Raw genomic sequence first — 20,065 nt, 5'->3', positions numbered from 1 at the left:
CTCTCCTCTTGGCGACGTCGCTTGCCGAAACTACCCCTCCGTCACCGCTGCGCGGTGCCATCTCCCCCTCCGGGGGAGGAATTGGGCGGGTTGCAAATCTTTCCGGCATCGCGCACCCGCTGGCTTTCCCTCCAGCATGACTGATCCGATATGACCGACACCGCTCTCCGCGACGCCGCCCTCACCTCCAAGGCCTGGCCTTATGAAGAGGCGCGCAAGCTGCTCAAGCGCTATCCCGAGGGGAAGCCCAATGGTGCGCCGGTGCTGTTCGAGACCGGGTACGGCCCGTCGGGGCTGCCGCATATCGGGACGTTCAACGAAGTGCTGCGCACGACGATGGTGCGGCGGGCGTTCGAGACGCTGTCGGACCAGCCGACGCGGCTGATTGCGTTCAGCGACGATATGGACGGGCTGCGCAAGGTGCCGGACAATGTGCCCAACGGCGAGATGCTGGCGCAGTATATCGGCCATCCGTTGACCAAGGTGCCCGACCCGTTCGACAAGTATGAGAGCTTTGCGGCGCATAACAACGCGATGCTGCGGGAGTTTCTCGACCGGTTCGGGTTCGACTATGAGTTTGCCTCGTCGACCGATTATTACGGGTCGGGCAAGTTCGACGACGCGCTGCGGCTCGTCCTGCGCAACTATCAGGGCATCATGGACGTGATGCTGCCGACGCTGCGGGCGGAGCGGCAGGCGACCTATTCGCCGGTGCTGCCGATCAGCCCTAAGACGGGGATCGTGCTGCAGGTGCCGATCGAGGTGCTCGATCCCGAGACGGGGATGATCGCGTTCACCGACAGCGATGGCGAGCGGATCGAGCAGAGCATCTTTGGCGGCAAGTCGAAGCTGCAATGGAAGGCCGACTGGGCGATGCGCTGGGTCGCGCTGGGCGTCGATTACGAGATGGCGGGCAAGGATCTGATCGATTCGGTGACGCAATCGGGCAAGATCGCACGCGTGCTGGGCGGACGGCCGCCCGAGGGGTTCAATTACGAGCTGTTCCTCGACGCGAAGGGCGAGAAGATTTCCAAGACCAAGGGCAATGGCCTGTCGATCGAGCAGTGGCTGACATACGGGCCGGACGAGAGCCTGGCCTTCTACATCTATCGCGAGCCGAAAAAGGCCAAGGCGCTGCATCTGGGGCTGATCCCGCGCGCGGTGGACGATTATTGGCAGTTCCGCGCGGCCTATGCCGAGCAGCCGGTCGAGCAGCGGCTGGGCAACCCGGTGCACCATATCCACAACGGACCGCCGCCTGAGGGGACGTTGCCGGTTACGTTCGGGTTGTTGCTCAATCTGGTCGGGGTGATGGGCGAGGCGACCAAGGAGCAGGTGTGGGGCTATCTTGCCAACTATCTGCCCGGCGCGAATGCGGCACAGTGGCCCGAGCTGGATGCGCTGATCGACTATGCGATTCGCTTTGTTCGCGACGTGGCGGAGAAGCCTGTGCGGCGGGCGCCCGAGGGTGTCGAGGTCGCGGCGTTGCAGGATCTGGACCGCGAGCTGGCCGGGGCGGGTGCCGATGCGTCGGCGGAGGATCTGCAGAACATCGTCTATGAAATCGGCAAGGCGCGGTTCGGAAAGGAGGCGCTGCGCGACTGGTTCAAGGCGCTGTATGAGACGCTGCTGGGCAGCTCGCAGGGGCCGCGCATGGGGAGCTTCATTGCGCTCTATGGCGTGGAGAATAGCCGGACGTTGATCGGCGAGGCGCTGGCGAAGGTTTGACGCTCAATCCTCCCCCGCCAGGGGGAGGTGTCGCCGCAGGCGACAGAGGGGGAGGACGGCTTCGTCCTTGCCACTCGGGCCGCCCCCCTTCCTCCCCCTCCGTCGCGCTACGCGTGCCACCTCCCCCTGGCGGGGGAGGAATGTCTTAATCGGCCTCCTCGGGCGCGAGCCAGCGCAGGCGGGCGGGGGCGGTGCCGTTGCCGGTGACGCGGGCGTCGATGCCGGCTTCGGTGAGGGCGTCGACCACGGTCTGCGCGCCGCTGCCCGACACGCCGATCGGGAGCTTGATCCGCTGCGCCGCCCAGATTGCCGTCGCGAGCGCGTCCGCATCGGGCTTGTCGTCCGCGACCGCAATGTCGGGGAATGCAGCGACGGGCGGGATCAGCGTGACGGTCCAGCCCTGCACCCCCGCGGAGACGCGCGTTTCGAGCGCGCGATAGGCGGCGAGGTTGGCGCCGGGCAGCGGGGCGGCGTTGACCACGGCGCGGCGATTGTCGCGGTCGAGCAGGACCGCGTCGCCCTTCACCCCGGCGATCAGCGCGAGCTGTTCTTGCGCGCGCGCGGCGAGGCGGTTGGCGGCGGTGGCGCTGGAGGCTTGTGCGGCGGCGACCTGCGCGGCCTCCGCCTGCGCGCCGGTGCCGACGCGGATCTGTTCCAGTTCGACCGCGACCGGACGGCCGACGAGCTGGGCGATGACGCCCTGCGCGCGGCGCTCGACATCTTCGCGCACGCGCGGGGTCATGACGGTGGCGGTGACGCGGACGGGGTTGCTCTCATAATCGATCTCGACCTGACTCAGCCGCGCCGCGCCCTCGAACTCGCCGCTGATCACGTCGCGGATCTGGCGCGAGGCGTTGGCCTCCCATCCGAGTTGGACCAGCACCAGCCCCAAGGGAATCGCGAAGGCGGCGAGCGCGACGGTGACGACGATCGTCTGCAGCATCGTGTGCTGGGGCGAGAGGTGCGAGCCGAAACCATAAAGGCGCGCGACCACCGCGGCGGCGACCGCGATGGTGATGAGGTTGGTGAGGAACAGCAGCAGCGATCCGGCGAAGACGGTCCAGTTCCAGGTGGCGAGGCCGAAGCCGACCACGGCGAGCGGCGGCATCAGGGCGGTGGCGATGGCGACGCCGACGACCGTGCCGGCCCTGCCCCGGATCATCGCATAGGCGCCGGCGAGGGCGGAGAAGAGCGCGATCATCAGATCGAACAGATTGGGGCGGGTGCGCGCGGCGATTTCGGTCGTTACATTCTGAATCGGCGAGACCAGCACGAGCAGTGCCGTGAACAGCACCGCGATGACGATGCCGAGCGCGAGCGCGATGGCGGCGGTGCGAATCTCGTTCCAGTCGAAGGTGGCGAGGCCGAAGCCAAGGCCGATGATCGGCCCCATCAGCGGCGAGATCAGCATCGCGCCGATCACCACGGCCGGTGAGGAGAGCAGCAGGCCGAGCACCGCGATGCCCGCCGACATCAGCGTCATGAAGGCGTAGCGGCCGGTGAAGCCGGCGTCTTCACGCACTTTTTCGACGACATCGACATGATCGACCGTCGCGATCACCCGCGTCCGCCACCAGGCGACGACCGGATTGTCGGGCTTCAACAATGCGATGCTCATTTCCGCGCCTCTAAGGGGTTTGCCCGGTGGGTGCCAGCCGTTAGGCAGGGGGCGAACCGCAATCACAGGAGCAACGCATGGCCGCACGAAACGACCAGGCAGGACGATCGGTGCTACGCCGATTTCTGCAGAGCGAGGCCGCGGGCGGCATCATCCTGATGGGTGCGGCGGCGCTGGCGATGCTCGTCGCCAATCTGCCGGGGATTTCGGAGGCCTATTTCCACCTGCTGCATCTCGACACCGGGCCGGTGATCAGCCCGAAATACGGGTCGATGACGGTGCATCTGTGGATCAACGATGCGCTGATGGCGATTTTCTTCCTGTTCGTCGGGCTGGAGATCAAGCGCGAGTTTATCGACGGGCAGCTTGCGACCTGGGAGCATCGGCGGTTGCCGATCGTCGCTGCGGCGGCAGGGATGGTCGGGCCGGCGTTGGTCTATCTGTTCATCACCGGGTGGAGCGGGCCGCTGGTCAATGGCTGGGCGATTCCGGCGGCGACCGACATTGCCTTTGCCATCGGCGTGCTGGCATTGCTCGGCAAGCGCGCGCCGGCGTCGCTCAAGCTGTTCCTGACCACGGTGGCGATCGTCGACGACATGGGCGCGGTGGCGATCATCGCGGTTGCCTATACCGCCAGCCTGTCGACGCTCTACCTTGCGCTGGGCGCGTTGGTGATGGCGGCCATGTATGTGCTGAACCGCAGCGGGGTGAAGGGGCTGACGCCCTATCTGCTGCTGGGTGCGGCGTTGTGGTATTTCGTGTTCATGTCGGGGGTCCATGCCACGATCGCGGGCGTGCTGACGGCGATGATGGTGCCGATCACGACGAGCCCGGGCGCGTGCGACGATGCCGAATCGCCGCTGCACAAGCTCGAACATGCGCTTGCCCCGTGGGTCGCCTATCTGATCGTGCCGGTGTTCGGTTTTGCCAATGCGGGCGTCAGCCTGGCGGGGATGAGCCCGGCGATCCTGCTCGCGCCGTTGCCGCTGGGCATTGCGGCAGGGCTGTTCATCGGCAAGCAGGTCGGCATTTTCGGGAGCATCTGGCTGGCGGCGAAGCTGCGCTTTGCCACGCCGCCGGGTGGGGCGACCTGGCTGCAGCTCTATGCGGTCGCGATGCTGTGCGGGATCGGCTTTACGATGAGCCTGTTTATCGGTGGGCTGGCCTTCCCCGGGAATGAGGAGCTGGTCGACGAGGTGAAGATCGGCGTGCTGAGCGGATCGATCCTGTCGGCGGTGATCGGCTACACCATCCTGCGCTTTGCGCCGCGCTGGCGGGAAGGAAGCAGCGGCGACGCCGACCGGGCCGGTTGATGCGCTGCTTCTACGACCCCGGCCAGCTGGCGCATGCGCCGGCGCGCGAGCTGCATAATGGCGCGTTCGTGCCCTATGCGGAAAAGCCCGAGCGGGCTGCGGCGATTGCCGCGACGCTGGGGGCGACCGAGCTGCCGCTGGACCGGGGCGAGGGACCGATCCGCGCGGTGCATGATGCGGGCTATATCGAGTTCCTCAAGACCGCCCCGGCGCGCTGGGCGGAGGCGGGGCGGCCGGGCGATGTGATGGGCTATATCTGGCCGACGGTGCGCAAGCGCGCACTCAGGCTCGACCGGATCGACGCCCTGGCGGGACAGTATAGCATCGACGCATCGACCCCGCTGACCGCCGACACCTGGGACGCGAGCTATCGCAGCGTGCAGTGCGCGCTGGCGGCGACGCATGGGGTGCTGAGGGGCGAGCGGGCGGCGTTCGCGCTGTCGCGGCCGCCGGGGCATCATGCGGGCGCGGATTATCTGGGCGGCTATTGCTACCTCAACCATGTCGCGGTCGCGGCACAGGCGGCGCGCGATGCTGGGGTACAGCGGGTCGGCATCCTGGACATCGACTATCATCACGGCAACGGGACGCAGGATATCTTCTGGGCGCGCGGCGATGTCGTGTTCGCGTCGATCCATGCCGATCCGGCGACCGATTTTCCGTTCTACTGGGGGCATGCCGACGAGGTTGGCGAAGGGGACGGCGAGGGCGCGACGCTGAACCTGCCGCTGCCGCGCGGCACGAAGATCGATGCGTTTCGACGGGCGCAGGATCGGGCGCTGGCGGCGATTGCGGCGTCGGGGGCGGAACTGCTGCTGGTCAGTTTCGGCGCGGATACGTTTGTCGGCGATCCGATTTCGCAGTTCGCGCTGGAGACGACGGACTATGCGGTGCTGGGGCGGGACATCGCGGCTGCCGGACTGCCGACGGCGATCGTGATGGAAGGCGGCTATGCGATCGATGCGCTCGGCGCGAATGTTGCCAGCTTTTTGAGCGGGTTCTGACGTGCGCGAATTTTTTTCGCGGGGCGTGGAACCAAGTGCGATGCGGGCGCGTTGTTGCCCTGCTTGATCGAGAGAAAGAGCATTTAGACGACCCGAACCCATGTGGAACGGATCGTCCAGGGAGGCCCGCCGCGAAAGCGACGGGCCTTACTTGTTTTCCGACGATCGGCTCTTTTTGCGCGGCGCAACGCGATCCTTACGCTACTTCATCGCCGACGCTGCGAACCGTCGAAACTCGAGATTCTTGTCGGCGCGTGTCGCACACGCCTTGGCCATAGAGGCCACAATCGTTGGGTCTCGACGGACTTCCGCATTGATCGATTCAATGCCCTTATTGGCTGCGGCGAACTCTTCCTCAGACATTCGCGAGAAGTACCATGTTTTCAAGGTGTGGGTCGCCTTGAGGAACTTGGCGTCCACTGACTGCCTGTCCGTAGCCCTGTCGAGTGTGAGAAAAATTATCGCGCAATGATAGTTGTCTTCGGGATCGAGTGCGAGAGGTGCCGAGCTGCAGCTCGTCAGCCCAATGAGGACCAGGATAAGGATCGAGCGTCGCATTGCATTAGGCCCCCTTGTGAGTGACCCTAGTGCCGACGAGCTTACAGAATCGTCAATTTTGTCTGAGACTTGCGTCAAAACAAAAGGCGCCGCCGACCTCCCGGCCAGCGACGCCTTCCTTCTACCGTTCCGATCCGCTTACAGCTTCTCGGTCAGCTCCGGCACGACCTTGAACAGATCGCCGACCAAGCCGATGTCCGCGACCTGGAAGATCGGGGCGTCTTCGTCCTTGTTGATCGCGATGATGGTCTTGGAGTCCTTCATGCCGGCGAGATGCTGGATCGCGCCCGAGATGCCGATTGCGACATAGACTTCCGGCGCGACGATCTTGCCGGTCTGGCCGACCTGATAGTCGTTGGGGGCGTAACCCGCATCGACCGCGGCGCGCGAGGCGCCGACGCCGGCACCGAGCTTGTCGGCGAGCGGATCGATCAGCGCGTGGAACTGTTTGCCCGAGCCAAGCGCGCGGCCGCCCGAGACGATGATCTTGGCGCTGGTCAGTTCGGGGCGCTCGCTCTTGGCGATCTCGGCACCGACGAAGCTCGACAGGCCGGCATCGCCCTTGCCCGACACGGTTTCGACGCTGGCGCTGCCGCCCTCGGTCGCCGCCTTGTCGAAGGCGGTTCCGCGCACGGTCAGCACCTTCTTGGCGTCCGACGAGGTGACGGTGGCGATCGCGTTGCCGGCATAGATCGGACGGGTGAACTGGTCGCCCTCGATGCCGATCACTTCGCTGATCTGCATCACGTCGAGCAAAGCGGCGACGCGCGGCGCGATATTCTTGCCGGTGGTGGTGGCGGGCGCGACGAAGGCGTCATAGCCCGACATCAGATCGGCGACCAAGGGTGCGACGTTTTCGGCGAGCGCGTGACCATAGGCCGCGTCGTCGGCGAGCAGCACCTTGCTGACGCCCGCGATCTTTGCGGCGGCGTCGGCGGCAGCCTGTGCGCCCGACCCCGCGACCAGAGCGACGACGTCGCCCAGCTTGCCCGCCGCGGTGACGGCGGCGAGCGTTGCGTCCTTCACCGACGCATTGTCATGTTCGACCCAGACCAGAACGCTCATGCCACAACTCCCAGTGCCTTGAGCTTGCCGACAAGCTCATCCACATCCGCAACCTTGACGCCGGCGGTGCGTTTGGCCGGCTCTTCGACCTTCACGACCGACAGGCGCGGCGTCACGTCGACGCCGTAATCGGCCGGAGTCTTGGCGGCGAGCGGCTTGCTCTTTGCCTTCATGATGTTGGGCAGCGAGGCGTAGCGCGGTTCGTTGAGGCGAAGATCGGTGGTGACGATCGCGGGAAGCTTGAGCTTCACCGTTTCAAGACCGCCATCGACTTCGCGGGTGACGTCGACGCTGTCGCCCGACACTTCGACCTTCGACGCGAAGGTGCCCTGGCCCCAGCCGAGCAAAGCGCCGAGCATCTGGCCAGTCTGGTTGTTATCGTCGTCGATCGCCTGCTTGCCGAGGATGATCAGGCCGGGCTGTTCTTCCTCCGCGACCTTGGCAAGCAGCTTGGCGACGCCGAGCGGTTCGACCGGGCCTTCGGCGGTGATCAGGATCGCGCGGTCGGCGCCCATGGCGAGTGCGGTGCGCAGCGTTTCCTGCGCCTTTTGCTCGCCGATCGAAACGACCACGATCTCGGTCGCGACGCCCTTTTCCTTGAGGCGAATCGCTTCCTCGACCGCGATCTCGTCGAACGGGTTCATGCTCATCTTGACGTTGGCAAGATCCACGCCCGTCCCGTCCGCCTTCACGCGGGGCTTTACGTTATAGTCAAGCACACGCTTGACCGGCACCAGCACTTTCATCGCGTCCTCCGCTCCAATCGCGTCGTTTTAAAGGTTCGAGTTCGACGTTCCCTAGAAGGGTTTTTGCCGTTTTCGCAAGTCCGGTATGGAATCATACGATTGCCGTAGCGTCATTGCGCGAACGAAAAAGGGGTCCGACGCGGATGACGCGCCAGACCCCCTTTCAATGGGTGTTCCGGGGGCCGCGATCAAGCAGCCGCCTGGACTTCCGCCACAATCTTCTTCGCCGCGTCGCCCAGATCATTGGCCGGAACGATGGCAAGGCCCGAGTTGGCGAGGATTTCCTTGCCCTGCTCGACATTGGTGCCTTCGAGGCGGACGACCAGCGGGACCGAGAGGTTCACTTCCTTCGCCGCGGCGACGATGCCCTCGGCGATGATGTCGCACTTCATGATCCCGCCAAAGATGTTGACGAGGATGCCCTTCACCGCCGGATCGGCAAGGATGATCTTGAACGCGGCCGTCACCTTTTCCTTGTTCGCGCCGCCGCCGACGTCGAGGAAGTTGGCCGGGAACATGCCGTTCAGCTTGATGATGTCCATCGTCGCCATGGCGAGGCCCGCGCCGTTGACCATGCAGCCGATGTCGCCGTCGAGCTTGATGTAAGCAAGGTCGTACTTCGACGCCTCGAGCTCCATCGGATCCTCTTCGGTGGTGTCGCGCAGTTCCATCAGGTCCTTGTGACGGAACATGGCGTTGCCGTCGAAGCCGACCTTGGCGTCGAGGACAAGGAGGTTGCCCTGCTCGGTCAGCGCGAGCGGGTTGACCTCGATCTGCTCGGCATCGGTGGCGAGGAACGCGGTGTAGAGCGAGGAGGCGACCTTGGCCGCCTGCTTCGCCTGATCGCCGGTCAGGCCGAGCGCGGCGGCGACGGCGCGGCCGTGATGCGGCATGAAGCCGGTCGCAGGATCGACCGAGAAGCTGTGGATCTTTTCCGGAGTCGAATGCGCGACTTCCTCGATGTCCATGCCGCCTTCGGTCGAGACGACGAAGGCGATGCGGCTGGTGGCGCGATCGACGAGGAGCGCGAGGTAGAATTCCTTGGCGATGTCGGCGCCGTCGGTGACGTAGAGGCGGTTGACCTGCTTGCCCGCGTCGCCGGTCTGGATCGTCACCAGCGTGTTGCCGAGCATGTCCTTGGCATGCGCCTCAACCTCGTCGAGGCTGAAGGCGAGGCGGACGCCGCCCTTGGCTTCGGGGGCGAGTTCCTTGAACTTGCCCTTGCCGCGGCCGCCGGCATGGATCTGCGACTTCACGACATAGAGCGGTCCGGGGAGCTTCTTGGCAGCCTCGACCGCCTCTTCGACGGTGAAGGCGGCATGGCCGGCCGCGATCGGCGCGCCGTACTTCGCCAGCAGTTCCTTGGCCTGATATTCATGGATATTCATGGGATCGCCCTTTGCGTTGCAGCAAAATTCGCGCCGCTTAAGCACAGGGGCGCGGCGGAATCAAATGTCTTGACTTCGGCATTGCGACGCAATTGCAATAAGCGCTGTGTCACCTGCGAAACGAGCGGGTTAGCGAGCCTCTTTGGCGAGGCCGGTGGCGCATAACCCGCCCGAGCTGGTGGCGACCGCGAGGATCTCAGGATCGCCGAGCGCGCGGACGCGGCGCAGGAAGCGGTCGAGCGACTCGGCTTCGCGCGCCTTGGGCAGGTCGGCGATGCGCATCAGCTGGGCAAGGCTCAGCCGATCGACCATCCGCTCTGCCATGCAGGCAGCGAGCGGCTTGGGCAGGCCGGCATTGGTAAGTCCGGTGCGCAGGCGCGCTTCGGGCACCGCGCAGGAAGAAAGTGCCGCCAGGGCGGCAATCAGGGGAATCACGCGTCTCGCATCGATCATGGTCCGTCGCTATATCGCCCGCATGAGTCCCGCAATCGGCATCGCGCTGTTCCTGCTCACCGTCGCCCTCATGGAGGGGTTTGCCTATGTCGCGCATCGCTGGCTGATGCACGGGCCGGGCTGGTTCCTGCACAAAAGCCACCATTCGCCGCGCACGGGGAATTGGGAGCTCAACGATCTCTACGCCGTGATCTTTGCGGTGCCGTCGTTCGTGCTGCTGCTCGGCGCCGTGCATCTGGGGTGGTGGGTCGGTTATGCGTGGATCGGCGCGGGGATCGCGGCCTATGGCGCGATCTATTTCGGGTTCCACGACATCATCGTGCACAAGCGATTGAACACCCGCTACATTCCCAAGTCGGACTATATGAAGCGGATCATCCAGGCGCACCGGCTGCACCATGTGGTCGAGACCAAGCATGGCACGGTCAGCTTCGGCTTCCTCTACGCCCCGCCGCCCGAGAAGCTGAAGGCGCAATTGAAGGCGCGCGGTAATGCCGGGGTGCGTGAACCGGTCGGCCGGTTCTGATTTCCGACCCGCTCTTTTACGCGCTGGCGGTGCCGGCGGTCGTCTTGCTCGGGCTGTCAAAGGGCGGGTTTGCCGGTGCTGGGGCGCTGTCGCTGCCGGTGATCGCGTTCGCCACCGATCCGGTGCGGGCCGCGGCGATCCTGTTGCCGATCCTGATCGTGCAGGATGTGGTCGGGGTGTGGGCGTTCCGGCGGAGCGTGGACTGGTTCGTGCTGGGATGGACGCTGGCCGGAGCGATTGTCGGCATCCTGCTCGGCTATGGGTTCGCGGCGAGCGTGTCGGCGGATGCGGTGCTGGCGATGGTCGGGGTGATCTCGATCCTGTTCGGCGCATATCGGTTGTGGAAGGACCGGATCGGCGCAGGAGCGGCGTCGACCTCGCCGGGATGGGTGGGGTCGCTGTTCGGAGTCGCCTCGGGCTTCACCAGCCAGATCGCACATGCCGGGCAGCCGCCCTGGCAGCTCTGGGTGCTGCCGCGCGGACTGTCGCGCGACATGCTGGTGGGGACCACGGCGGTCTATTTTGCGCTGGTCAACTGGATCAAGGTGCCGGCCTATCTGGCGCTGGGGCAGTTTACGCGGGAGAATTTGGCGACGAGCGCGGTGCTGATGCCGGTGGCGATCGCGTCGACCGTTGCCGGGGTATGGCTGGTGCGGCGGGTATCGCCGGAGCGGTTTTATACCGCGATCTACTGGCTGATGATCGGCGTGGGCGTGGTGCTGGTGGCGAAGGCGGTGGCGTGAACTTGCCTATGGTTTCGCGTCCATATGTTCGCGACCGGCCAGAACGTCCTTGAGGTCAGCATAGGCCTGACGCCAGGCAGGGTCGGTCTTGAACAGGATCAGGTGAGTCGCCGTGGCTCGCTCATCCTCTGAAAGATCGCTTATTTCCGGACTATCTTCGCACCAGCGCAAGCGCTTCAGACGCGCAAGCAGCGCCCCCGTCGGCATCGATTCCAACTGCTCCCGTGCCAGCGGAGGCAATGCGCGTTGGAGGCCATGTGCTTTTTTCATCCAAAGCCTCCTCAGCGACTCGCGTTAGTCAAACAGCGACGACACCGAGCTTTCGTCCGCGATGCGGCGGATCGCTTCGGCGAGCAGCGGGGCGATGGTCAGGTGGCGAACGCGTTGCGATTCGCCGACGACATTGTGGTTGCCGATCGAGTCGGTGATGACCAGTTCGCGCAGCGCCGATCCGTCGACACGCGCGACCGCGCCGCCCGAGAGCACGCCGTGCGTACAATAGGCGACGACATCCTCCGCGCCGGCCGCCTTGAGCGCAGCGGCGGCGTTGCAGAGCGTCCCCGCCGAATCGACGATATCGTCGATCAGGATGCAAAAGCGGCCCTCGACCTCACCGATGATGTTCATCACTTCGGATTCGCCGGCCTTTTCACGGCGCTTGTCGACGATCGCGAGCGGCGCGTTGTCGAGCCGCTTGGCCAGCGCGCGGGCGCGGACCACGCCGCCGACGTCGGGCGAGACCACCATCAGATTGCGGTCCGAGAAACGCGCCTTGATATCTTCGCTCATCACCGGGGCGCCGAACAGATTGTCGGTCGGAATGTCGAAAAAGCCCTGAATCTGCCCGGCGTGCAGATCGACCGAGAGGACGCGGTTGGCGCCGGCGGTGGTGATCAGATTGGCGACGAGCTTGGCCGAGATCGGGGTGCGCGGGCCGGGTTTGCGATCCTGACGCGCATAGCCGAAATAGGGGAGCACGGCGGTGATCCGCTTGGCCGATGCGCGGCGCAGCGCATCGATCATGATCAGCAATTCCATGAGGTTGTCGTTCGCCGGATAGGCGGTCGACTGGAGCACGAACACGTCCTCGCCGCGGACATTTTCGAGGATCTCGACGAAAATCTCTTCATCGGCGAAGCGGCGCACATTGGCCTGCGTCAGGGGGATTTCGAGATAGGAGGCGATCGCCTGGGCGAGCGGCAGGTTCGAATTGCCAGCCATCAGTTTCATACGCGCGTCGCTCCCCAGCGAGTGTCATGGATTTGACTTCCCCTTAGGCACGTGGATCGCTCGCGAAAAGGGGGCGTTTAGGGTAGCGTGTCTACGCATCGGCGTCCCGTGTGGGCACAGGTGAGTCAGGACAGCATTGCTGACCCATCTCGACAGGTGCGTTGAAACAATATAATCGGGCGCTGAAATAAATGTCCGCGCGCCGCAGGGCGACCCGGAGCCATTCTAGACGCTGGAGAGTGCATGGCGGACGTCCCGCGCAACCTGCCCCCGCTGAGCCTGCATGTGCCGGAGCCCAAGTTCCGGCCGGGCGATGCGGTCGATTTCGCAGCCGTGGAAGTGCCGCCCGCCGGCGCGCAGCCCCGCCCCGATACCGCCGCCGATCCGGCGAGCTTCCACGACCTGGCCTACACGCTGGTCCGCGTGCTCGACGATGAGGGTCGCGCGGTCGGGCCGTGGAACCCGCGCCTCGATCCCGACACGCTGCGCACGATGCTGCGCGACATGGCGCTGGTCCGCGCGTTCGACGAGCGCATGTTCCGCGCGCAGCGGCAGGGCAAGACCAGCTTCTACATGAAGTGCACCGGCGAAGAGGCGGTGGCGATTGCCGCCACCCATGCACTGAGCCGCGACGACATGTGCTTCCCCAGCTATCGCCAGCAGGGCATCCTGATCGCGCGCGGATACAGCCTGGTTCAGATGATGAACCAGATCTATTCGAACAGCGGCGACAATCTGCAGGGCAAGCAGCTGCCGATCATGTATTCGTCGAAGGAGGACGGGTTCTTCTCGATCTCCGGCAACCTCGCCACGCAATATCCGCAGGCAGTGGGCTGGGCGATGGCGAGCGCGGCGAAGGGCGATACGCGGATCGCCGCGACCTGGTGCGGCGAGGGGTCGACGGCGGAGGGCGACTTCCACTCGGCGATGACCTTTGCGACGGTGTACAAGGCGCCGGTCATCTTCAACGTCGTCAACAATCAATGGGCGATTTCAAGCTTTTCGGGATTCGCCGGGGCCGAGGCGACGACCTTTGCCGCGCGCGCGATCGGCTATGGCATGGCCGGGCTGCGGATCGACGGCAATGACGCGCTGGCGGTCTATGCCGCGACTTTATGGGCGGCGGAGCGCGCGCGGACCAATCAGGGGCCGACGCTGATCGAGCATTTCACCTATCGCGCCGAGGGCCATTCGACCTCCGACGATCCGACGCAATATCGCAGCGCGGGCGAGCCGGGCGCCTGGCCGCTGGGCGATCCCGTTGCGCGGCTCAAGGCACACCTGATCGCGTTGGGCGAGTGGGACGAAGAGCGCCACGCGGCGATGGATCGCGAGGTCGCCGAACTGGTCAAGGCATCGCAGAAGGAAGCAGAGAAGAACGGCATCCTGGGCCATGGCCTGCACCAGCCGCTCGATTCGCTGTTCGACGGGGTGTTCGAGGAAATGCCGTGGCATCTGCGCGAGCAACGCCAGCAGATGCTGGACGAGGAAGAGGCGAGCGGGCGTCCATGGGCGAGGAAGGCATGAGCGACGTGATCGAAACCTCCGCCTCCGGCGAGACCGGCGACACCGTGCGGATGAACATGATCCAGGCGATCAATTCCGCCATGGACGTGATGATGGCGCGCGATCCCGATGTGGTCGTGATGGGCGAGGATGTCGGCTATTTCGGCGGCGTGTTCCGCGCCACTGCCGGACTGCAGGCGAAATATGGCAAGACCCGCGTGTTCGACACGCCGATCACCGAATGCGGCATCATCGGCGTGGCAATCGGCATGGGCGCATACGGCCTGCGCCCGGTGCCGGAGATCCAGTTCGCCGACTATATCTACCCGGCGCTCGACCAGCTGGTGAGTGAGGCAGCGCGGCTGCGCTATCGTTCGGCGGGGCAGTTCACCGCCCCGCTGACGGTGCGTTCGCCGTTCGGCGGCGGCATTTTCGGCGGACAGACGCACAGCCAGTCGCCGGAGGGCATCTTTACCCATGTGTCGGGCGTGAAGACGGTGATCCCGTCGACGCCCTATGACGCCAAGGGACTGTTGATCGCGTCGATCGAAGACAATGATCCGGTCATCTTCTTCGAGCCCAAGCGCATCTATAACGGCCCGTTTAACGGCCATTGGGATCGCCCGGCGGAAAACTGGTCGAAGCATCCCGGCGGCGCGGTGCCCGAGGGCTATTACCGCATCGAGCTGGGCAAGGCGGCGATCGTGCGGCCGGGCACTGCGCTGACCGTGCTGGCCTATGGCACGATGGTGCATGTGGTGAAGGCGACGGTCGAGGAAATGGGCGTGGACGCCGAGATCATCGACCTGCGCACTTTGGTGCCGCTCGACATCGACACGATCGAGGAGTCGGTGAAGAAGACCGGGCGCTGCATGGTGGTGCATGAGGCGACCCGCACCGGCGGCTTCGGCGCGGAGCTGTCGGCGCTGGTGCAGGAGCGGTGTTTCTATCACCTCGAAGCGCCGGTCGAGCGCGTCACCGGCTTTGACACGCCGTATCCCCATAGCCTTGAATGGGCTTATTTCCCCGGGCCGGTCCGTATTGGACAGGCTTTGAAAAAACTCCTGAAGGACTGATCGGCATGGCGCGCTTTACGTTTCGTCTTCCGGACATTGGCGAAGGCATCGCCGAGGCCGAGATCGTCGTCTGGCACGTCAAGGTGGGCGACCGGATCGAGGAGGATCAGCAGGTCGCCGACATGATGACCGACAAGGCGACCGTCGAAATGGAATCGCCGGTGTCGGGCGTGGTGGTCGAGCTGGCCGGTGAGGTTGGTGATCAGGTCGCGATTGGCGCGTCGCTGATGGTGGTGGAGACTGACGAGGCGGTGGCGGAGGAGGCGCCGGCTGCGGAGGCTCCCGTAGCCGAGGCGGTCGAGGAACAGGTTGAGGCGGAGACGCCGGGGGTTCCGGAAGTGGTCGAAGCGCCAACCCCCGTTCGTGCTGAGCCTGTCGAAGCACCTGCCGCGACCGAAGTGGTCGCGCAGCCCTTCGACAAGCTCAGGGCAAACGGAGCGGAGGAGCAGGCTCCGGTCGCGAAGCACGTCCTCGCCTCCCCGGCAGTCCGCGCACGGGCCAAGGACCTTGGCGTCGACCTGGCCGAAGTGAAGCATGACGGGCAGCATATCCGCCATTCCGATCTCGACGCCTATCTGCGCTATGGCAGCGGGCAGGGCTACCACGCGCCGCACGCCAGCCGGGCGCGGGAGGACGAGGCGGTCAAGGTGATCGGGATGCGTCGCCGCATCGCCGAGAATATGGCGGCGGCGAAGCGCGCGATTCCGCACTTTACCTATGTCGACGAGATCGACGTGACCGCGCTGGAGGCGATGCGCGCCGACCTCAACGCCAATCGCGGATCGCGGCCCAAGCTGACGATGCTGCCGTTCCTGATCGTCGCGATCTGTCGCACCCTGCCCGACTTCCCGATGCTCAATGCCCGCTATGATGACGAGGGTGGCGTGGTGACGCGCCATGGGCGCGTGCACATGGGCATGGCGACGCAAACCGATGCGGGCCTGACCGTGCCGGTCATCCGCGACGCGCAGGACATGAATGTCTGGCAGCTGGCGAGCGAGATCGGCCGCCTCGCGGAAGCCGCGCGCACCGGCAAGATCAAGTCGGAAGAGCTGCAGGGCGGGACGATTACAATCACTTCGCTCGGCCCGCTCGGCGGAATCGCGACGACGCCGGTGATCAACCGGCCCGAGGTCGCGATCATCGGCCCGAACAAGATCGTCGAGCGGCCGGTGTTCGTCGGCGACGACATCGTGCGCGCCAAGTTGATGAACCTGTCGATCAGCTGCGACCACCGCGTGGTCGATGGCTGGGACGCCGCGAGCTATGTCCAGGCGCTGCGCAAGCTGCTCGAGACGCCGGTGTTGTTGTTCGCGGATTGAGACCCGCTAATCCTCCCCCGCAAGGGGGAGGTGTCAGCATAGCTGACGGAGGGGGAGGAAGCACGACGGGCGAGAGGACGCAGCCGTCCTCCCCCTCCGTCGCCTTCGGCGCCACCTCCCCCTTGCGGGGGAGGATTTTCTTACTCCACCCAGTCCTTGCGCAGGGTGCGGACGGCGAAGAGCATCAGCACCGCCGCGATGACGTAGAAGGACAGCGCCGTGACCGCCGAGTAGCGCAGCGCTTCGTTGCCATAGCTGGCAGTCATCGCGTCCGACATCGCGCCCATCGCCCATGAGCCCGCGCCCAACCCGATCAGATTGTTGATCAGCAGGAAGCTGGCGCTCGCCGTCGCGCGCATCTGCGGGGGCACGAGGTTCTGGATCGCGGTGGTCACCGGGCCGAGCCACAGGATGTTGAGGCCGTTCGGGATCAGGAACAGGAACCAGGCCAGCGTCACATTGTCGGTCAGGAACCCGCCGGCGAACAGCGGGACGCAGACCAGCCAGGCAATCGCCGGAAGCTTGGCATAGGCGCCGCGGTCGCTTCCGCCGAGCCGGTCGGCGAGTACCCCGCCCATGAATACCCCGATGGTGCCGCCGACCAGCAGGATCGAACCGAAGAAATAGCTGGTGGTCGTGAGGTCGAAGCCGAAGCTGCGCACGAAGAAGGTCGGCGCCCAAAACGCGAGGCCATAGCCGCACATCGAGCTGAACCCCGCGCCGATCGCCATCAACCAGAAGCTGGGCTTTTTGGCGAGGATGCCGAATACCTGCCCGATCGGCGCGCGCGTGGCGGCGGTGGTGGCGACGGGGCGCGGTGGTTCCTTGACGATCATGCGGAAGAAGGGGGCGATGACGACGCCGGCCAGACCGACGACGATGAACGCCCAGCGCCAGTCGACGGTCTTCGCGATCCACGCGCCAAGCAACGTGCCCGAGGCGAGGCCGATCGGGATGCCGAGCGAATAGATGGCAAGCGCGCGGGCGCGCTGATGCTGGGGGAAATAGTCGGCGATGATCGCGTAGGACGGCGCAACGCCGCCCGCTTCACCCACCCCGACGCCAAGGCGGTAGAGGAACAGGGTCCAGAAGCTGTTGGCGAGGCCGCACAGGGCGGTGAAGCCGCTCCACACCGTCAGCGAGATCGTCACCACCCAGGTGCGGCTGGTGCGGTCAGCGAGCAATGCCAGTGGCACACCGAGCGTCGAATAGAGAAAGGCGAAGGCGATGCCGCCAAGCGCGCCGAGCTGGGTATCGGTGAGGCCGAGGTCCGCCTTGATCGGCACGGCGAGGATGCCGAGGATCTGCCGGTCGAGAAAGTTGAAGGTATAGACCAGCAGCAGCATCGCCAGCACCACCGCGCGATAGCCCGGCGTGCCATGGCCCTGCGTCGTCGGTGCCGCCCCGTTGGTGGCGCTCATACCCTCTCCCCTAAAAAAATGGGCCGGACGCCCCCTTTCGACGCCCGGCCCGATCAGTCTGGCAAACTCAAAGCATGAAAGCGATCAGAACTTGATCTCGAACGTGCCGGTGAACGTACGCGGCGGGCCGTAATAGCCGATCACCGAGTTGCCGGTGAGTGCGCCCGGGAAGTTGTAGCCGCCGACGCGATAGCGCGCGTCGGTCAGGTTGCGCGCCGCAACACCGAGGCGATAGCGGCCATCGCCCGAGGTCCAGTTGAGCGAGGCGTCGACCAGGGCATAGCCGTCCTGATCCAGCGCCGGGGTCGCCAGTTCGAACATCTGGGTGTCGCTGCGCAGCGAGACGGCGGGGGTGAAGGCGAGCACGCCGCCCGCGACATCGTTCGACCAGGTGAACGAGGCATTGGCGGTCCATTCCGGCGTGTTCTGGAAATCGCGCGCGTTCGACACGTCGACCGGGGTGGTGCCACCGCCGATGAAGGTGAAGAACTCCTTGTAATCGGCATTGGTGTAGCCGACCACGACGCTCGCCTGGAAGTGGCGCGACGGGACCATGCGGGTTTCGAGCTCGAAGCCGTAAATCTCGCCCTTGCCCGCGTTATCGACGAAGCTGGCGATGCCGCTGGGCAGTGCCGGCACCTGGATGGTGACCTGCTGATCCTTGTAGTTCGAGAAGAAGCCGGCGAGGTTCACGAACAGGGTGCGGTCGAGGAACGCGCCCTTCATACCGAGTTCGTAGCTGTCGATCGTCTCGGGCTCGTAACCGTTGACCGTCGTGGGGGTCAGGATCGCGTCGCCGCGCATGTCGAACCCGCCCGACTTATAACCCTTGCCATAGCTGGCATAGATGTTGAGGTCGGCGTTCGGCTGGTAGCTCAGGCTGATGCGCGGGGTCAGCTTTTCGAAGTCGCGGCTGTTGGTATAATCCGACCGGATCAGGCCCGGGACCGCAGCGGCATTGCCGAAGCGGGGCGAACGGATGCCGGTATAGTTGCGACGGAACACGGTGCCGGTCTTTTCGTCGCGGGTGTAGCGCAGGCCGGCCGAGATCTTGAACTGGTCGGTCACGTCGAAGCTGAAATCGCCGAACGCGGCATAGCTCTTGGTAAACACCTCACCCGCAGTCAGCGTGGTCAAATTGGCGAGGCCGACGACGGTGTCGAACGCGCCGCTCGCGCGACCGTTGAGGTAATAGAGGCCGAACACGCCCTGCAGACGATCGCCTTCATACAGCAGCTGGAGTTCCTGGGTGAACTGGCGGTCCGAATATTCCGCCGGGATGTCGAGCGTCGGCAGGATCGTGTTGTCGAAATCGATCACCGTGTCGGTGCTGCCGTCGCGCCAGGCGGTGATGGTCTTGAAGGTCAGTTCGTCCGACAGGCCGATTTCGCCGGTCACCGAAAGCCCACGCGTTTCGACGCGGTTGTCATCGCCGATCCCTGCACGCGTGTCATAGACGCTTGCGGTCGGGGCGTAGATCGGGTCGGTGCCGTTGGGCAGCAGGCGGGTGCCGTGACGCGGGTTCGACCGGTCGAGCACGCGATCGCCCGCGACGCGCACGAAGATGTTGTCGGTCGGGGTGAATTCGGCCGACAGGCGGGTGGCGAACACGTCCTTGTTATAATGTTCGGCGCCAGTGGTGAGGTTGGTGCCGAAGCCGTCGCGCCAGTACTGCGCGACCGCCGCGCCGAGCGACAGCGTGTCGCCGACCGGGACCACGACCTGTCCGACCAGATCGACCTGGTTGTACGAGCCATAGGAACCGCGGAACGACGCCTTGAAGTCGTTACCCAGACGGCGGGTGACATACTTCACCGCGCCGCCGATGGTGTTGCGGCCATAGAGCGTGCCCTGCGGCCCGCGCAGCACTTCGACCCGCTCGACGTCGAAAATGTCGAGCACCGCGCCCTGCGGACGCGCGACATAGACATCGTCGATATACAGCGCGACGCCGGGTTCGAAGCCCCACAGCGGATCCTGCTGACCCACGCCGCGGCTGAACGCGATCAGGGTCGAGTTCGAACCGCGCGCGATCTGCAGCGTCAGGTTCGGGGTCTTGTCCTGCAGCGCGGTGATGTCGGCTGCGCCGCTCTTGACCAGCGAGTCGCCAGTGACGACCGACATCGAGATCGGCACGTCGATCAGGCTTTCTTCGCGACGGCGCGCCGTGACGACGATTTCGCCGCTGTCCTGCGTTTCGGCGGCTTCGTCGACGGGTGCTTCCTGCGCCATGGCAGGGACCGAGGCGAGCGCGCTCAATGCGGCGCCGGCGGTCAGAATCGTGCGGACAGACGGATAGAGACGCTTCATGCTTTCCTCCCCAAAAGCGGCCGACGAATCCCGGCCTTGTCAGTGGTTGAGCTTGCCT

18 protein-coding genes are annotated in these 20,065 nt (G+C 65.2%); 8 read left to right on the top strand and 10 right to left on the bottom strand.

What is annotated here, in order from left to right; translation table 11 throughout:
* Nucleotides 1-150: 150 nt before the first annotated feature.
* Nucleotides 151-1,728, top strand: a complete 1,578-nt coding sequence (locus KYX69_RS08935; RefSeq protein WP_300496248.1) for a lysine--tRNA ligase — start codon at nt 151-153, stop codon at nt 1,726-1,728.
* A gap of 145 nt (nt 1,729-1,873) precedes the next feature.
* On the opposite strand, the gene KYX69_RS08930 is transcribed toward KYX69_RS08935, so the two are convergent.
* Complete coding sequence (locus KYX69_RS08930; protein WP_300496245.1) at nt 1,874-3,346, bottom strand: DUF389 domain-containing protein; 1,473 nt, start codon at nt 3,344-3,346, stop codon at nt 1,874-1,876.
* A 77-nt stretch (nt 3,347-3,423) separates the two neighbouring features.
* Between KYX69_RS08930 and nhaA the strand changes: the two genes are divergently transcribed.
* Together nhaA and KYX69_RS08920 are read left to right on the top strand one after the other, a co-directional pair.
* The gene (gene nhaA / locus KYX69_RS08925) at nt 3,424-4,659 is read left to right on the top strand and encodes a Na+/H+ antiporter NhaA (protein WP_300496242.1); all 1,236 of its coding nucleotides are present in this window, start codon (nt 3,424-3,426) and stop codon (nt 4,657-4,659) included.
* On the top strand, nt 4,659-5,663 hold the full coding sequence (locus tag KYX69_RS08920; RefSeq protein WP_300496238.1) for a histone deacetylase family protein: 1,005 nt from the start codon (nt 4,659-4,661) through the stop codon (nt 5,661-5,663). Before nhaA ends, KYX69_RS08920 begins: the two co-directional genes overlap by 1 nt.
* A 201-nt stretch (nt 5,664-5,864) precedes the next feature.
* On the opposite strand, the gene KYX69_RS08915 is transcribed toward KYX69_RS08920, so the two are convergent.
* The 5 genes from KYX69_RS08915 to KYX69_RS08895 form a co-directional block, all read right to left on the bottom strand.
* Nucleotides 5,865-6,221 carry a hypothetical protein gene (locus KYX69_RS08915; protein WP_300496237.1) on the bottom strand — a complete coding sequence of 119 codons (357 nt, stop codon included), beginning with the start codon at nt 6,219-6,221 and terminating at the stop codon, nt 5,865-5,867.
* A 138-nt stretch (nt 6,222-6,359) separates the two neighbouring features.
* A complete protein-coding gene (locus tag KYX69_RS08910) occupies nt 6,360-7,286 on the bottom strand; it encodes an electron transfer flavoprotein subunit alpha/FixB family protein (protein WP_300496234.1) in 927 nt (308 codons plus the stop codon).
* Nucleotides 7,283-8,032, bottom strand: a complete 750-nt coding sequence (locus KYX69_RS08905; RefSeq protein WP_300496233.1) for an electron transfer flavoprotein subunit beta/FixA family protein — start codon at nt 8,030-8,032, stop codon at nt 7,283-7,285. Before KYX69_RS08905 ends, KYX69_RS08910 begins: the two co-directional genes overlap by 4 nt.
* A gap of 188 nt (nt 8,033-8,220) precedes the next feature.
* Complete coding sequence (gene sucC / locus KYX69_RS08900; protein WP_300496231.1) at nt 8,221-9,420, bottom strand: ADP-forming succinate--CoA ligase subunit beta; 1,200 nt, start codon at nt 9,418-9,420, stop codon at nt 8,221-8,223.
* A 129-nt stretch (nt 9,421-9,549) separates the two neighbouring features.
* On the bottom strand, nt 9,550-9,873 hold the full coding sequence (locus KYX69_RS08895) for a hypothetical protein (RefSeq protein WP_300496230.1): 324 nt from the start codon (nt 9,871-9,873) through the stop codon (nt 9,550-9,552).
* Nucleotides 9,874-9,895: 22 nt separating this feature from the next.
* Here KYX69_RS08895 and KYX69_RS08890 point away from each other — a divergent pair, with 22 nt between their 5' ends.
* Nucleotides 9,896-10,399 carry a sterol desaturase family protein gene (locus KYX69_RS08890; RefSeq protein ID WP_300496228.1) on the top strand — a complete coding sequence of 168 codons (504 nt, stop codon included), beginning with the start codon at nt 9,896-9,898 and terminating at the stop codon, nt 10,397-10,399.
* Nucleotides 10,396-11,142, top strand: a complete 747-nt coding sequence (locus tag KYX69_RS08885; protein WP_300496458.1) for a sulfite exporter TauE/SafE family protein — start codon at nt 10,396-10,398, stop codon at nt 11,140-11,142. Before KYX69_RS08890 ends, KYX69_RS08885 begins: the two co-directional genes overlap by 4 nt.
* A 6-nt stretch (nt 11,143-11,148) precedes the next feature.
* Here KYX69_RS08885 and KYX69_RS08880 read toward each other — a convergent pair whose 3' ends face one another.
* The gene (locus KYX69_RS08880) at nt 11,149-11,412 is read right to left on the bottom strand and encodes a hypothetical protein (protein WP_300496227.1); all 264 of its coding nucleotides are present in this window, start codon (nt 11,410-11,412) and stop codon (nt 11,149-11,151) included.
* A gap of 24 nt (nt 11,413-11,436) precedes the next feature.
* Nucleotides 11,437-12,372, bottom strand: coding sequence for a ribose-phosphate pyrophosphokinase (locus KYX69_RS08875; protein WP_300496225.1), 936 nt, complete (start codon nt 12,370-12,372; stop codon nt 11,437-11,439).
* Between the two features lie 243 nt (nt 12,373-12,615).
* Between KYX69_RS08875 and KYX69_RS08870 the strand changes: the two genes are divergently transcribed.
* The 3 genes from KYX69_RS08870 to KYX69_RS08860 are packed head-to-tail and all read left to right on the top strand — an operon-like array spanning nt 12,616 to nt 16,276.
* A complete protein-coding gene (locus KYX69_RS08870) occupies nt 12,616-13,899 on the top strand; it encodes a 3-methyl-2-oxobutanoate dehydrogenase (2-methylpropanoyl-transferring) subunit alpha (protein ID WP_300496224.1) in 1,284 nt (427 codons plus the stop codon).
* Between the two features lie 50 nt (nt 13,900-13,949).
* Nucleotides 13,950-14,954, top strand: coding sequence for an alpha-ketoacid dehydrogenase subunit beta (locus KYX69_RS08865; protein WP_300496455.1), 1,005 nt, complete (start codon nt 13,950-13,952; stop codon nt 14,952-14,954).
* Between the two features lie 5 nt (nt 14,955-14,959).
* Nucleotides 14,960-16,276, top strand: coding sequence for a dihydrolipoamide acetyltransferase family protein (locus KYX69_RS08860; RefSeq protein WP_300496223.1), 1,317 nt, complete (start codon nt 14,960-14,962; stop codon nt 16,274-16,276).
* Between the two features lie 140 nt (nt 16,277-16,416).
* Here the strand turns inward: KYX69_RS08860 and KYX69_RS08855 are convergent, their stop codons facing one another.
* Together KYX69_RS08855 and KYX69_RS08850 are read right to left on the bottom strand one after the other, a co-directional pair.
* Nucleotides 16,417-17,697, bottom strand: a complete 1,281-nt coding sequence (locus tag KYX69_RS08855; protein ID WP_300496221.1) for an MFS transporter — start codon at nt 17,695-17,697, stop codon at nt 16,417-16,419.
* 84 nt (nt 17,698-17,781) lie between these two features.
* Nucleotides 17,782-20,007, bottom strand: coding sequence for a TonB-dependent receptor (locus KYX69_RS08850; protein WP_300496219.1), 2,226 nt, complete (start codon nt 20,005-20,007; stop codon nt 17,782-17,784).
* Nucleotides 20,008-20,065 lie beyond the last annotated feature (58 nt).

The organism is Sphingomonas sp., from assembly GCF_030145815.1.
Taxonomy (GTDB): Bacteria; Pseudomonadota; Alphaproteobacteria; order Sphingomonadales; family Sphingomonadaceae; genus Sphingomonas.
The sequence above is the reverse complement of the archived record's forward strand: the minus strand, read 5'-3'. Positions and strand labels throughout refer to the sequence as shown.